This is a genomic window from Devosia sp. 2618, from assembly GCF_040546815.1.
In the GTDB taxonomy this organism is placed as follows: Bacteria; Pseudomonadota; Alphaproteobacteria; order Rhizobiales; family Devosiaceae; genus Devosia.
The window spans coordinates 861,365-874,753 of record NZ_JBEPOO010000001.1; the positions used below are offsets into that span (position 1 = coordinate 861,365).

The 13,389-nt window shown below is 60.5% G+C and carries 12 protein-coding genes; 10 read left to right on the forward strand and 2 right to left on the reverse strand.

The features are described 5' to 3' along the window. The first annotated feature begins 111 nt into the window (after nucleotides 1–111). From ABIE28_RS04300 to ftsA, 3 genes are read left to right on the forward strand one after another with little or no spacing between them, the layout of a single operon-like run. On the forward strand, nucleotides 112–1,032 hold the full coding sequence (locus ABIE28_RS04300; protein WP_354060454.1) for a D-alanine--D-alanine ligase: 921 nt from the start codon (nucleotides 112–114) through the stop codon (nucleotides 1,030–1,032). Beyond that, the gene (locus ABIE28_RS04305) at nucleotides 1,020–2,009 is read left to right on the forward strand and encodes a cell division protein FtsQ/DivIB (RefSeq protein WP_354060456.1); all 990 of its coding nucleotides are present in this window, start codon (nucleotides 1,020–1,022) and stop codon (nucleotides 2,007–2,009) included. Before ABIE28_RS04300 ends, ABIE28_RS04305 begins: the two co-directional genes overlap by 13 nt. 11 nt (nucleotides 2,010–2,020) lie before the next feature. Beyond that, a complete protein-coding gene (ftsA, locus tag ABIE28_RS04310; protein WP_354060458.1) occupies nucleotides 2,021–3,319 on the forward strand; it encodes a cell division protein FtsA in 1,299 nt (432 codons plus the stop codon). A gap of 72 nt (nucleotides 3,320–3,391) precedes the next feature. Here ftsA and ABIE28_RS04315 read toward each other — a convergent pair whose 3' ends face one another. After that, entirely contained in the window at nucleotides 3,392–4,846 is a 1,455-nt protein-coding gene (locus tag ABIE28_RS04315) for an NHL repeat-containing protein (RefSeq protein WP_354060460.1), read from the reverse strand. Nucleotides 4,847–5,307: 461 nt separating this feature from the next. On the opposite strand from ABIE28_RS04315, the gene ABIE28_RS04320 reads away from it, so the two are divergent. Genes ABIE28_RS04320 through ABIE28_RS04330 form a run of 3 tightly spaced genes read left to right on the forward strand, consistent with a single transcriptional unit; the run spans nucleotide 5,308 to nucleotide 6,972 of the window. Next, nucleotides 5,308–6,027, forward strand: coding sequence for a helix-turn-helix transcriptional regulator (locus tag ABIE28_RS04320; protein WP_354060462.1), 720 nt, complete (start codon nucleotides 5,308–5,310; stop codon nucleotides 6,025–6,027). A 33-nt stretch (nucleotides 6,028–6,060) separates the two neighbouring features. Next, a complete protein-coding gene (locus ABIE28_RS04325) occupies nucleotides 6,061–6,759 on the forward strand; it encodes an ABC transporter substrate-binding protein (protein ID WP_354060464.1) in 699 nt (232 codons plus the stop codon). Then, complete coding sequence (locus ABIE28_RS04330; protein WP_354060466.1) at nucleotides 6,760–6,972, forward strand: TroA family protein; 213 nt, start codon at nucleotides 6,760–6,762, stop codon at nucleotides 6,970–6,972. Nucleotides 6,973–7,020: 48 nt separating this feature from the next. Here ABIE28_RS04330 and ABIE28_RS04335 read toward each other — a convergent pair whose 3' ends face one another. Then, nucleotides 7,021–7,482, reverse strand: a complete 462-nt coding sequence (locus tag ABIE28_RS04335) for a VOC family protein (RefSeq protein ID WP_354060468.1) — start codon at nucleotides 7,480–7,482, stop codon at nucleotides 7,021–7,023. A 216-nt stretch (nucleotides 7,483–7,698) separates the two neighbouring features. Here ABIE28_RS04335 and ftsZ point away from each other — a divergent pair, with 216 nt between their 5' ends. The 4 genes from ftsZ (at nucleotide 7,699) to recN (ending at nucleotide 13,294) form a co-directional block, all read left to right on the forward strand. Then, complete coding sequence (ftsZ, locus tag ABIE28_RS04340; protein ID WP_354060470.1) at nucleotides 7,699–9,384, forward strand: cell division protein FtsZ; 1,686 nt, start codon at nucleotides 7,699–7,701, stop codon at nucleotides 9,382–9,384. Nucleotides 9,385–9,495: 111 nt separating this feature from the next. Continuing rightward, entirely contained in the window at nucleotides 9,496–10,452 is a 957-nt protein-coding gene (gene lpxC / locus ABIE28_RS04345) for a UDP-3-O-acyl-N-acetylglucosamine deacetylase (RefSeq protein WP_354060472.1), read from the forward strand. Nucleotides 10,453–10,541: 89 nt separating this feature from the next. Further along, nucleotides 10,542–11,378, forward strand: coding sequence for an outer membrane protein assembly factor BamD (locus ABIE28_RS04350; RefSeq protein WP_354060474.1), 837 nt, complete (start codon nucleotides 10,542–10,544; stop codon nucleotides 11,376–11,378). 245 nt (nucleotides 11,379–11,623) lie between these two features. Continuing rightward, a complete protein-coding gene (recN, locus tag ABIE28_RS04355) occupies nucleotides 11,624–13,294 on the forward strand; it encodes a DNA repair protein RecN (protein WP_354060476.1) in 1,671 nt (556 codons plus the stop codon). The last annotated feature ends 95 nt before the right edge of the window (nucleotides 13,295–13,389 follow it).

Genomic DNA, 13,389 nt, shown 5'->3' on the forward strand with positions numbered 1-13,389 from the left:
GAGGGTCACTTCCAATTTGGCACTGGCTGTTAGTGGTCCTCGGATCAAGTCCGAGGACAGCGCCCGTGGTTCAAACATCATCGAGCTAAATACAACTCAAAGGACCGCTCCATGACCAAACACGTTGCAGTCCTGATGGGTGGCTGGTCCAATGAACGGCCGGTGTCGCTGAGTTCGGGCGCGGGCTGCGCTGCGGCTTTGCGCCGGGCCGGCTATCAGGTGACCGAAGTCGATGTCGGTCGCGATGTCGCCAATGTGCTGGTCGATCTCAAACCAGACGTGGCGTTCAACGCACTGCATGGGCCGTTCGGCGAGAGCGGCATGATCCAGGGCGTGCTGGAACTGCTGCAGATTCCATACACCCATTCGGGCGTGCTGGCTTCGGCGCTGGCCATGGACAAGCATCAGTCCAAGATCATGTTCAAGGCGGCCGGTATTCCAGTCACCGATCACGTCATCGTGTCTCGTGGCGAAGCGGCGCGCAGCCATGCCATGGCGACACCCTACGTCATCAAACCGATTGCCGATGGGTCCAGCTTTGGCGTGTTCATCGTCAAGGCCGAGACCAGCCATCCGCCGCAGGAAATCCTGCGCGAAGACTGGAATTCGGGCGAAGAAGTGATGGTCGAGCGCTATATTCCGGGGCGCGAACTGACCTGCGCCGTGATGGGCGATGTGGCTCTGGGCGTTACGGAAATCGTCACCGACGCGACCTTCTACAATTATGAAGCGAAATACGCCAAAGGCGGGTCAGTCCACGTCATTCCGGCGCAACTGAAACCGAAAATTTACGACAAAGTGCAAAAGCTAAGTCTGGCTGCACACGCAGCTCTCGGCTGCCGAGGCGTGACGCGAGCGGACTTCCGCTACAACGACGCTGCGGGCCCCGATGGGGAACTGGTCTGTCTTGAGATCAATACCCAGCCGGGGATGACCGAGACGTCACTGGTGCCCGAGCAAGCGCTGCATGCCGGACATTCCTACGAAGATTTAGTCGCCTGGATGGTGGAGGACGCGAGTTGCAACAGGTAAAAAGCGAGGCTTTTCTCGCTGGCGCAAGGATCGTCGATCCCCGCGCATTGCCTGTTCCTGTCCGCTCACGGCGGAAATTCGCCAACAATTTCGGTCGCGCCTGGGTGCTGCACCGCAAGGCTATGCTGCGTGGCGTCGCCATCGGCATGCTCGTTGTGGCGCTGGGCGGCGTCTATCAGGCGCGTGATCACATCGCGACCGGTGCAATGATCCTCGGTGAAGTGGCGCAAGGCCGCTTTGCCGATGCCGGCTTTGCCATCGGCAAGATTTCCATTACCGGCCAGACGCTCACGAGTGAGCAGGCCATTTTCGACGCGCTCGGCATCGAGCCGCACACCTCCACAGTCAGCTTTGACGTGGAGGCGGCCCGCCAGCGTATTGCCGATCTGCCAGCGATCAGCACGGTCAGCGTGCGCAAGGCCTATCCGGCCGACGTCATTGTCACCGTGACCGAAAAAATCCCCGTCGCCCGCTGGCGCGTGGATGGTATTACCTTTGTGATCGACGCTGCGGGCGAGCAGATCGGCGAGGATCGCGGCGCATATTCGGAGCTGCCGCTGGTTGTCGGCGACGGCGCCAATGACGACGCCATGGCGATGATCCGGGCGCTCGATCAATATCCCGCACTCAAGGAAGACCTCGTGGCGCTGTCGCGTATCGCTGACCGCCGCTGGGACATGATTTACGACACCGGCCTGCGTATCCAGCTGCCCGAGCTGGGTGTGGCCCGGGCGCTACGCAGCCTTAATACCTATCAGTCGCAGTATCAGCTGCTCGACCGCGATGTGACCGTCATTGATCTGCGCGTCGATAGTCTTGTGGCGGTGCGTCCGACCAAGACCGAAGCCGATCTGGCCAAAGACGAAGCGGCGCGTAAGGCGGCGCTGGCCAAGCAATTGCTGTCGACCCAACCATTCCCGCTGCCGGCCCGTACTCGACCGTCAGAAACCGTTATGCAGGCGACCACCCCGCAATGATGACCGACGCCATGACCTCCCGGCTTCGCCCCGTTCAGCCCGGCAAGACCACGCTGGTGGCGGTGCTCGATATCGGTTCGACCAAGATTTGCTGCGTCATCGCCCGCCTCACGCCGCGCGCCGAAGGCAAGGCGCTGCGCGGCCGTTCGCATCAGGCCGAAGTGATCGGCTTTGGCTATGGTCCATCGGTGGGCGTCAAGAGTGGCGTCGTCACCGATATCGAAAAGGCCGAACACGCGATCCGCTCCGTTGTCGGCATGGCCGAACGCGCTGCCGGGCTGACGCTGGAGTCGGTGATCGTCAATGTGACTGCCGGTCGTCTGGGTTCGGAGACTTTTTCGGCGGCGGTGTCGCTGGATGGGCAGGAAGTCGAAAAAGCCGACATTCATCGCGTGCTGCGCGCTGTCAACGACCGCTCGGTGAGGCCGGAACGCTCGATCATTCACGCATTGCCGATCGGTTACGCGATCGATGGCCAGAAGGGCATTCGTGACCCCAAGGGCATGGTGGGCGACAAGCTTGGCGTCGACGTTGCTGTGGTCAGCTCGGAAACGCTGGCCATGCGCAATCTCGAACTGGTACTGCATCGCTGCCACCTGCAGATCGAAGCGCTGATTGCGACGCCCTATGCGTCGGGTCTGGCGACGCTTGTTGATGACGAGGCCCAGCTTGGTGTCGCCTGCATTGATTTTGGCGGCGCGACGACGACCGTCTCGGTGTTCAATGACGGGCATCTGGTCTATGCCGATGCCATTGCCATTGGTGGCCATCACCTGACGCTTGATATCGCGCGCCAGCTTTCGGTCAGCGTCGCCGATGCCGAGCGGCTCAAGACATTTTATGGTTCGGTGCTGCCGGGCCAGGCCGACGAGCGCGATCTGATCGCGATCCAGCCAGTTGGCGCATCGCACGACGAGGCGCCGGGGCAGGTGGCCCGTTCGGTGTTGACCCGCATCATGCGGCCACGCATCGAAGAAATCCTCACCGCCATCCGCGATCGCATGCAGGCAACCGGCATGATGGACGTGTGCGGCCGCCGTTTCGTCTTGACGGGCGGCGCCAGCGAGATGACGGGCCTGCCCGAGGTCGCGCGCCGCACGCTGGCTCGCAACGTGCGCAATGGCCGTCCGATGGGTATTGCCGGCCTGCCGGAAATGGCCAAGGGCGCTGCGTTTGCGACTGTCGCCGGCATGCTGATTTATCCGCAGGTGTGCAGCCAGGAATATCAGGAACCTCGCGGCAGCCGCCGCCTGACCGGCACCGACGGCTATTTCGCCCGCGTCGGCAACTGGCTCCGCACCAGCTTCTAGCCGTTACGCTTCAGCTGAGCATAAAAAAGAGGGGCCTTTCGGCCCCTCAGTTGTTCAGGAACGTTGGAGTGGTTAGTAAGCGCCCCCGATGGTTGAATGGCCTTCGCCGCTGCAGCCCACTTCGCCGTAGCGAACGAACTTCTGTGGCCTTTTGCCGGTGTCGACTTCGCCGGTGTAGAGGTTGCCATGGGAGTCGGTGGCAACGTTGTGCAGCCAGTGGAAGTCACCGGTGCCCTGACCGAAGCGGCCGAAACGGCCAAGTTCGCCAAGGGTTTCTCGGTTGACGACGTAGATGGTCATGTTGGAATTGTCGCCGACATAGAGGCAGCTCTGGTTGTCGTCGTTGGAGAAGTTCACCGTCACGGCCGTGCCCGGAATGGTGGTGCGAGTTGCAACGCTGGCCTTCAGCTCACCGACATAGCCGCACTGGCCGACGCTGCCGTCCGCATTGGTGCAGACGCCGCCAACTTCAGCCTTGTTGAAGATCTGCACGCGGTTGTTGCCGCGGTCGCAGACATAAAGCAGGCCGTCGTCGGCGATCTTCACGCAGTGGACTGGATTGCGGAAGAATTTGGGATTGAGATCGCCACGCTCGAAGTCTTCGACGAACAGGCCGGAATTGTCGGCAAGGTCATCATCCACCGGGTTTTGGCCATAGGCGCCGAAGTGGCCGACATATTGACCGTCTTCGGCATTGACCACCACGACGCGGTTATTGCCGTAGCCGTCGGCGACGTAGAGCAGGTTGGTTTCGGGATCGACCGTCATATCGGCCGGACGCATCAGCTGCGGCGTGCCGTTGATGCCGCCATTGGTGTCATTGCTGGCTGGTGTCAGCTCGCCGGGCATGCCGATCTGCAGGACGAAGTCGCCATCCTTGGTGAACTTGAGGATGTGGCCATCGACACCATTGGTACTAGCCCAAGGCGTCGAGCCGTTACCGGTGCCGTTCGAGCCGATGTAGATGAAGCCGTTGTGGTCGATATAGAGGCCATGCTCGTTGGCTGGCCAATAACAGCCGTCTTCCTCGCGGCATTTGGCTTCCATCCATGCCGGATCGCCGGGGCCACCCCAGGCCCGCAGGAGCGTGCCTTCCTGGTCAAATTCCATCAGGGCTGGGCCGGGCTGGCAGCAATCGGTGGTTGGCCCGAACGGACGGGGATGGCCGAGGCCGCTGACGTCGGCGCCATCTGCGTTCTTGCCCACTGCATCGAGCAGGCCAGCCTCTTCATTGGACAGCGAGCGCGGCCGTTGCAGCAGCCAGATATGGTCGTCGCTATCGACGTAGACACCAGCGATCTGGCCGAAGGTCCAGTTATTGGGCAGAATTTTTGGCCAGGATGGGTCGGTGATAAATGACGGGAGAGCGGCTCCCTCCGCCACATTGACCGGCGCGGTGCGTTCAAGCAGGTTCTGCAGCGCTGTCTCCCCCAGAATGTCCGCTGCATTTGGCTCGGCAAACGCACTCGATGCAGTCGCCAGCATCAGCCCCACCGCCGCAAAAGCCCCCAAAAATCGTTTGTGCATAGTGTTACCTCCTGGGCATAGCGGAGGTCAGAAACAAGGGGGAGTCAATGTATGTTTGAATTAATAGTATGATACATTTATAGCATTAAGCAGTAATGTGTTGTATAAATTCTATCTTGCGCTGAATGTTGCTTAATTTGTATTTCCGATAACATCTGATGTTTTGAATATTTCTATGATGCTGTTAAACTGTCTCCGCCGCTTCCTCAATGACGCTTATATGACTGACTTCGTGAGTTTGACTGGACAGTGATGGCGCTGCCGCTCCGGCTGAATAGGCCACCCATATTGCCTGCCAGTGCTGCTTATAATATGACCTGCACAGTCAGTTATAAGTGGCTGTTGCTGTGCATTCCGTTCACTCCCTAGCGTCAGATGTGCCCCTAGATGGGCCTTACATTGCTCCGTCGGCTCAGATGCGCACTTTAGTGTGCGGTCGGGCAGGGCGGACGCAATGGCCATTGCATATGCATAGCGAGCACGAGATTTTTTGGGACGTGCAGGGGCTGGTGCGGGTCGTCGCCAATGACCGGGCCTATGTGGTGCCGCCGGGTGGGGCGCTGCTGGTGCCGGCCTATGTGGCCCATGAGTTGCATATCGAGAGCGACACGCGCCTGCGCTGCACGCTGCTGTCGGCGGCGGGGCCGACACGATGGGATCGAGTGCAGCCGGTTTCGATGCCCAAGGTTGTCGCCGAGATCGTGATGTTTCTCGATGCTGGTGATGTATCGGCGGACATGCGGCGGCGACTGGAAGACGTGGTTCTGGAACTGATTGCAGCAAGCCACGCCACGAGCATACCGCTGCCCTTGCCGCGCGATCAGCGCCTGTTGCGGGTGACGCAGATGGTGTGCGCCGTGCCGGGCGATTTGCGCTCGGTGGAAGCGTGGAGTGACGCTGCGGCGATGAGCCTGCGCAATTTCACGCGGCGCTTCCGCGAAGAAACGGGCATGAGCTTTGCCGGTTGGCAGGCGCTGGCGCGCATGCAACTGGCGACGGCTTTGCTGCGCGATGGACAATCGCTGGCGCAGGTGTCGCTGAGGGTGGGCTATCGCAATATTAGCGCTTTCAGTTCGGCGTTTCGGCGGGTGACCGGCGAAAGCCCGAGCAGTCATTGCCGCGGGCAGGATTGGCCCGATGGCGATGGCGTTTGGCCGCAATACTGCGTCGCGGCCGAGTAGACTTGAGCCAAATTCCATTGCTGGAGACTATCAATGTCCGGACTTAATCGCCGCATGTTCACTCTTGGTGCCGGCGCGGCTCTCGTGACGCTGCCGGCCGCGCGCGCCTGGGCGCAATCGCCTGTCGAGACGCGCAGCATCAGCAACTGGATCGGCGACTACGACATTCCGGCCAATCCGCAGCGTGTCATCGCCATTGACGAACGCATCGACCTCGAAACCGCGCTGGCGCTCAAGCTGCCGGTGATCGGCTATAGCCACGCGCCGATGAACCCATGGGTGGCCGTGGAAACCGATGCAGAATTTATCGGCGCGCCGCCCAATATTGAGCAGATCCTCGGGATGGAGCCTGACCTGATCCTGTGCAGCGACTGGGGCGACAGCGAAGGCTGGCCGCTGCAGCGATTGCGCTCGGTTGCGCCTGTTCTGCCGCTCGATGCGAGCATTGGCTGGCGGGCAAACCTTGAGAACATTTCGGGCTGGCTGGGCATGGAAGGTCGCGCCGATGCGGCCGTGGCCGATTTCGATGCCTATGTCGCCGGCATTCGCGCGCGGCACGAGAGCATTGCCAAGAGCAAGGTGATTGCGCTGCACTACCTGCCGGGTGAAGGCGAAATGAAGATCCGCGGGCAGGGCAGCAACCACGCTGACGTGCTCAAGGACCTTGGTGGGCACACGATTGATCCGTCCATCATCGAAGAGGGTAATGTCAGCATGGAGCTGCTGCCCTAAATGCTCGCGGACTTCGATGGCATTCTTTATGCCGAGCTGTTCGGCGAGGGTACTTATGAGGCAGTGCAGAAGCACCCAAGCTGGAACCGCATTGCAGCGGTGGCGGCCGGCAAGGTTCACGTCGCGCGCGGCAGTACCAATTTCGGCGGCATCTATTCAGCCAAGTTCCTGGCGGGAGAATGGGAAAAGCTGTTCGGGCTGATCGAAGGCTAAATCACGGACAAATCTGGCCGGCTCGCTATCGGACCGGCCAGAACAAAATCAGTTGCCGTCATAGGCTTTCTGCAAATCGGCGATGATGAGCTTTTTCATGCCCATCATGGCCTGCACTGCGCGCTGGGCGCCAACAGGGTCCTTGCCGAGTACGGTGTCGTAAATCTGCTTGGGTGTGACCTGCCAGGAGAGGCCGAACCGGTCTTCGCACCAGCCGCAGACGCTTTCCTTGCCGCCATTGGTACTCAACGCGTCCCAGAAATAGTCCACGTCCTTTTGGTCCTTGCACTCGATCATGAAGGACACGGTCTGGGTGAACTGCACATTGGGGTTGCCGCTGAGCAGCATGAAGCGGGATCCCTCAAGCTCGATGATCGCCGAAAAAGCGGGCTGGTCGGGCGCCTGGCGCACGACCTGGTGCACTTTGGCTGATTTGAAGGTCTCGGTATAAAACTTGATGGCCTCGTCGATGCGATCATCCAGCCAGAGGCATGGGGTGATTTGGGACATTCTCGATCTCCTCAAAACGCGACGAAATTTATTTTACAGCGAGTTTTTGACCCGTTCCAGCGTCGTTGGGCCCGGAACGTGGTTAATGCATGGTCAATTCGTAACGCCTGAGTGTCGCATTTTGCGTTCACGTTAACACCGGTGAGACAATTGTTAGGGGCCGGTTAACGTTTGAGGGGGTAAATCTTTACCAACCACGCCACTATGAGGCCATTCATGACCATCAACCTCACCATCCCTGACATTCAGGAACTGAAGCCACGCATTACCGTCTTCGGTTGCGGGGGTGCTGGCGGTAACGCCGTTAACAATATGATCGAATCCGGCCTCGACGGCGTGGACTTCGTTGTCGCCAACACGGACGCTCAGGCTCTGGCCCTGTCCAAGGCGCCGCGGATCATCCAGCTCGGCGTTGGTGTCACCGAAGGCCTCGGTGCCGGCTCCCATCCAGAAGTTGGTCGTGCTGCAGCCGAAGAAAGCTGGGATGAGATCAATGATCATCTCAACGGCTCGCACATGGTCTTCATCACCGCCGGCATGGGCGGTGGCACTGGTACGGGTGCTGCACCCGTCGTTGCTCGTGCGGCCCGCGAGCAGGGTATCCTGACCGTTGGTGTGGTCACCAAGCCATTCAATTTCGAAGGCAATCGCCGTGCGCGCCTTGCAGAAGACGGCATCGATGAACTGCATCGCCATGTCGATACGCTGATCGTTATCCCGAACCAGAACCTGTTCCGGGTTGCCAACGAAAAGACCACCTTTGCTGACGCCTTCTCGATGGCCGATCAGGTGCTGTTCTCCGGCGTCGCCTGCATCACCGATCTGATGGTCAAGGAAGGCCTGATCAACCTCGACTTCGCCGACGTGCGCGCCGTGATGCGCGGCATGGGCAAGGCGATGATGGGTACCGGCGAAGCATCGGGCGAAGATCGTGCTCGTCACGCTGCCGAGGCTGCGATTGCCAACCCACTGCTCGACGATGTGTCGATGCATGGCGCACGAGGCCTGCTGATCTCGATCACCGGTGGTCCAGACCTGACGCTTTACGAAGTCGACGAAGCGGCAAGCCGCATCCGTGAGGAAGTCGACGCCGACGCCAACATCATCCTTGGCGCGACCTATGATCCAAACCTGACCGGTACCATCCGCGTGTCCGTCGTTGCCACCGGCACCGATGCGACCATGGTGCAGGCTTTAGAGCCAGCCAAGCCGCATGCTTCGCGCACCCCGCTTGAAGTGCGTCGTCACGTGCCGGTCGAGCCGACCCGCACGCAGATCGAACGCGCTCCAGTCGCGACGCCAGCTGTTGCCACGCAGGCAATCGAGCATCAGGTTGAAGCCGCAGTTGCCGAAGCGTTCAGCTTCCAGGCATCTGCTCCGGCGCCAACGCAGCAGCATCACTATCATCAGGAAGATGATGGCGTGTTCGTCGAGCCCTACATTCCGGCCGCCGAGAGCATGCATGACGAAGACGAGCCAACCGCTGTCGATGATTCGCCAGTTCCAAGCGTCTATGTGCCGTCCAACGCTGCTCGCCCTGAAGGCCAGCGCCGTATGCCGCGCACCGAGGAGCTGCCAATTGTTGCGAGGCGGTCACAGGAGCCGCAGGAACGTCATGAGGCAGAGCCGCGCAATGCACGGGCTCTGTTCAAGAAACTGGCTTCAAATGTTGGTCTCAACCTGGGTGCGCAGCAGCCAACGGGCCGCGACGAAACCGCTTACTCGTCTGCTGACGATGCCGCTGCCCGCAGCGCAATAGAAGCAGGCCCAGCAAGGGGTTCGCGGGCAACGCCGACTGTTGAAGGTGCCCGTGGCAACCTCGATAATCACGGTCGCCAGCCAGCCGCCGCACCGCAAAAGGATAGCCTCGAAATCCCGGCCTTCCTGCGCAAGCACGGTTAAGCTCCGGCTTACGAAATCAAGATATGACACTCGGCGCGGCTTTCGCGCCGAGTTTTTTTTAGCTAGTACGGTGTCGGACGCCTGGGGCTTGGGGTCGGAGTTATTTCAAGTATGCAGAAACTGCCCACCCGCCAGCGCACTCTTGCTGCTGCGATAAGCTTCGCCGGATACGGCGTACACAGTGGCCAACCCGTTACCCTCACGATCAGCCCCGGTGCTCCCGATAGTGGTTTGACCATTTCGCGCGCGCGCGGCGATGGCACCAATACCGTGCCAGTGCCGGTGCATTTTTCGCGCGTCACCCGCACGACGCTGTGCACCACGCTCGATCTGGGCGACAGCTTCAGCGTTGCGACCATCGAGCATGTGACCTCGGCCCTTTCGGGCATGGGCGTCGACAATGCGCTCATTACCCTTGATGGCAGCGAATGCCCGATCCTTGATGGCAGTGCGCGGCCGTTCGCCGACGCCATTCTGTCGGTTGGTCTCGAAATTCAGCCGGCGCAGCGCAAGTTCCTCAAGGTCATGCGCGCCGTGACCGTGCGCAACAACGACGCCTTTGCGGCGCTTGAGCCCTACAATGGCCGCGCGCTCGATCTCGAGATCGATTTTGACAGCAAGGTCATCGGCCGCCAGCGCATGATTTTCGACTGGACGCCGCGCCGCTATTACGAAGACGTGTCGCGCGCCCGTACCTTTGGTTTCGTTCGCGATGCCAAGATTTTGCGCCAGGCCGGCTATGCGCTCGGCTCCAGCCTCGACAATTCCATCACCGTGCATGAGGACCGAATCCTTAATCCCGGTGGTTTGCGCTACGAAGACGAATTCGTCCGCCACAAGCTGCTCGATGCGATCGGCGATCTGTCGCTGGGTGGCCTGCCGATCTGGGGCCGTTTCCGTTCGTACAAGGGCGGTCACGCTCTTAATGCGCAAGTGCTGAGCGGTCTCTTTTCCAGTGAAGCCAATTATGAGATAGTCGGCGCCGAGGACCTGCCGCTTGAGTTCGAGGCTTTCGACGATCAGCCCGATCAAATGGTGGTCAATCATTACCTGCGGTCCGTGCGCTGATCCTGACGGAGCAGGGCACGGTCACAGTTTTGATCCATTTACTAACTAGGCCGCAGATCTACGGCTTATCGTGATAAGGACGGCAATTCGTGACATCTGAAGCTATTGGTGTTTCCACCAGCCGGGCTGCCCGGTTCCTGACGGTTGCCCTGTTCGCAGCGGTACTCGCTGGCTGCAGCATGTTCGGTCCGCCAAAGACCAAGGAAGTGCCGATCGTTCCGGCCGCCGCGCTTTATCAAAAAGCGCTCGACGACATGGATCGTCAGTATTACGCGACCGCGCTCAAGTCGCTTGAGCAGCTTGATCGTCAGCATCCGCGCGATGCGATGGTCGAAAAGTCCAAGCTGATGCAGGTCTATGCGAACTATCGCAGCGGCAAGCTGAACGAAGCCGTTCTGGCTGCCGACCGCTATATGGCGCTCTATCCAAACGGCAAGGACGCCGCCTACGTGCTGTACCTCAAGGGCAATGCCTATTTTGCCCAGATCAAGGACATCACGCGCGATCAGCAGCTGTCGAAGGACGCCATCGACACCTACAATCTGGTGATATCGAACTATCCACGTTCGGAATATGCCAAGGACGCCAAGGAAAAGCTGCTGGTTGCCTATGACCAGCTGGCTGGCAAGGAAATGTCGGTCGGCCGTTATTATCTCGGCCAGGGTCAGTACACCGCCGCCATCAACCGCTTCCGCACGGTTGTCGAGCAGTGGCAGACGTCGACCCATATCGAGGAAGCGCTGTTCCGCCTGACTGAGTCGTATCTGTCGCTGGGCCTGACCACCGAAGCATCGACCGCAGCAGCCGTGCTGGGCCACAACTATCCGTCCAGCTCCTGGTACAAGGAAGCATTTGCGCTGCTCGGCAAGCAGGGTCTGGCACCAACCGTCAACAGCGGTAGCTGGATGGCGGGTCTCCGCCGCTAAGCGCTGCCAAAGTAATTTGTTGCTAGTTTGTTCCGGGGCGCTAATATGCGCCCCGGTTCGTTTGTTTGGGCGGGTCTGCTGCGTCGCAGGTGTTATCCGACCAAAACTGTGGCGCCATTCTCGCGACAGCGGGGCGACTCCTTCCTGTGTTAAAGGGGAATCGCGCTTTCGCGGGAATGACGTGGTGATGTTAGACTGCAGAGTTAGATAAACCGTCAGTCGACGAAGTTGGGGAAGTCCCGCGCATGCTGAACGCGCTTTCGGTTCGCAATATCGTCCTCATCGACCAGCTCGATCTGGCTCTGGACGGCGGCATGACCGTGCTGACCGGTGAGACCGGCGCAGGCAAGTCTATCCTGCTCGATGCTCTCACACTTGCACTCGGCGGCCGAGGCGATGCCTCGCTGGTCCGCAGCGGGCAGGAGAGCGGGCAAGTGGTTGCCGTGCTGCAACTGGCCAAGGACCATCCAGCGCGCACCGCGCTGCGCGACAACGCCATTCCCGATGATGAAGACGTCATCCTGCGCCGCGTGCAGTTTGCCGACGGCCGCACCCGCGCTTTCATCAATGACCAGCCGGTCTCGGCGGCGCTGTTGCAAAGGGTTGGCGGGCAGATCGTTGAAATTCATGGCCAGCACGATGACCGTGCGCTGGTCGATGTGACGACGCATCGTGCGGCGCTCGATGCTTTTGGTGAGCTGGAGCGCGGCGTCGACAAGGTGCGTGATGCCTGGCAGGAGCTGAGCGACGCGCAGGAGGCTGTTGCGGCCCAGAAGGCTTTGGTCGCCGAAGCGCTTGCCGCGGAAGACTATGCGCGCCACACGGTGGACGAATTATCCAAGCTCAAGCCGATTGTCGGCGAAGAAGAAGAACTGGCTGAGCGTCGGCAGCATCTGCAGCAGGTCGAGCGCTCGGCATCGGACGTTACCGAAATCGACGACATGCTCAATGGCCCGTCGGCACCGGCGCCGGCGCTGGCCAGCCTGATGCGGCGGTTGATGCGCAAGATCGACGGCGGTTCGACGCTGTTTCAGCCCATCGTTGATACGATCGATTCTTCGCTCGTCGCGCTCGATCGGACCAGCGACGCGCTTGAGGAGCTGAAGCGCGAAATGGCCTATGATCCGGCCGAGCTTGAAAGCGTCGAGGAGCGGCTTTTTGCGCTGCGCGCTGCTGCTCGCAAGCACCAGACGAGCTGTGATGGGCTGGTAGAGGTGCTGACAAAATATAGTGGCGATCTCGATACGCTGCAGGGCGGCGAAACCAGGCTGGTTGCGCTGCAGGCCGCCGAAGCGCAGGCAATGGAGACCTATCGCAAGCTGGCCGAAACCCTTAGCGCTGGTCGCGCCAAAGCCGCTGCGGCACTGGGCAAGGCAGTCGGGGCGGAACTGCCCGATCTCAAGCTTGGGTCGGCCAAGTTCATCGTCGACCACCAGATCGACAAAAAGCGCATCGCCGTGTCGGGGTTCGATCTTATCCAGTTTCACGTCCAGACCAATCCTGGCACCGCGGCTGGTCCGCTGCTCAAGGTGGCCTCGGGTGGCGAGCTCAGCCGCTTCCTTCTGGCGCTCAAGGTGGTGCTGGCCGATCGCGGCTCGGCACCCGTGCTGATCTTTGACGAAATCGATACCGGCGTCGGTGGCGCTGTGGCCGACGCCATCGGTCGTCGCCTGGCGCGCTTGGCTGGCAAGGTGCAGGTGCTGGCCGTGACCCATGCTCCGCAGGTTGCAGCGCGAGCACAGCGCCATCTGTTGATCGAAAAGCAGGCGGTCAAGGAAGGTGCCTTCATGCGCACGCATGTCAAACCGCTCGATACTGCCGCGCGGCAGGAAGAAGTCGCGCGTATGCTGGCTGGTGCCAAGGTGACCGATGAGGCACGGGCTGCGGCGAGCAAGTTGCTGAGTGAAGTGGGGTAGGGAGAGTACCCCCACCTAACCTGCTCCTGAAAAGGGGGAGGAATACCCGCTGTGGGGCTTGGTAGATCGCGCAACGAATGCGATCTGTTCCTCCC

Coding starts and splice junctions, on each gene's coding strand:
- ABIE28_RS04300 (WP_354060454.1), top strand. CDS start 112: ATGACCAAACACGTTGCAGTCCTGATGGGTGGCTGGTCCAATGAACGG.
- ftsA (WP_354060458.1), top strand. CDS start 2,021: ATGACCTCCCGGCTTCGCCCCGTTCAGCCCGGCAAGACCACGCTGGTG.
- ABIE28_RS04315 (WP_354060460.1), bottom strand. CDS start 4,846: ATGCACAAACGATTTTTGGGGGCTTTTGCGGCGGTGGGGCTGATGCTG.
- ABIE28_RS04325 (WP_354060464.1), top strand. CDS start 6,061: ATGTCCGGACTTAATCGCCGCATGTTCACTCTTGGTGCCGGCGCGGCT.
- ABIE28_RS04330 (WP_354060466.1), top strand. CDS start 6,760: ATGCTCGCGGACTTCGATGGCATTCTTTATGCCGAGCTGTTCGGCGAG.
- ABIE28_RS04335 (WP_354060468.1), bottom strand. CDS start 7,482: ATGTCCCAAATCACCCCATGCCTCTGGCTGGATGATCGCATCGACGAG.
- ftsZ (WP_354060470.1), top strand. CDS start 7,699: ATGACCATCAACCTCACCATCCCTGACATTCAGGAACTGAAGCCACGC.
- lpxC (WP_354060472.1), top strand. CDS start 9,496: ATGCAGAAACTGCCCACCCGCCAGCGCACTCTTGCTGCTGCGATAAGC.
- recN (WP_354060476.1), top strand. CDS start 11,624: ATGCTGAACGCGCTTTCGGTTCGCAATATCGTCCTCATCGACCAGCTC.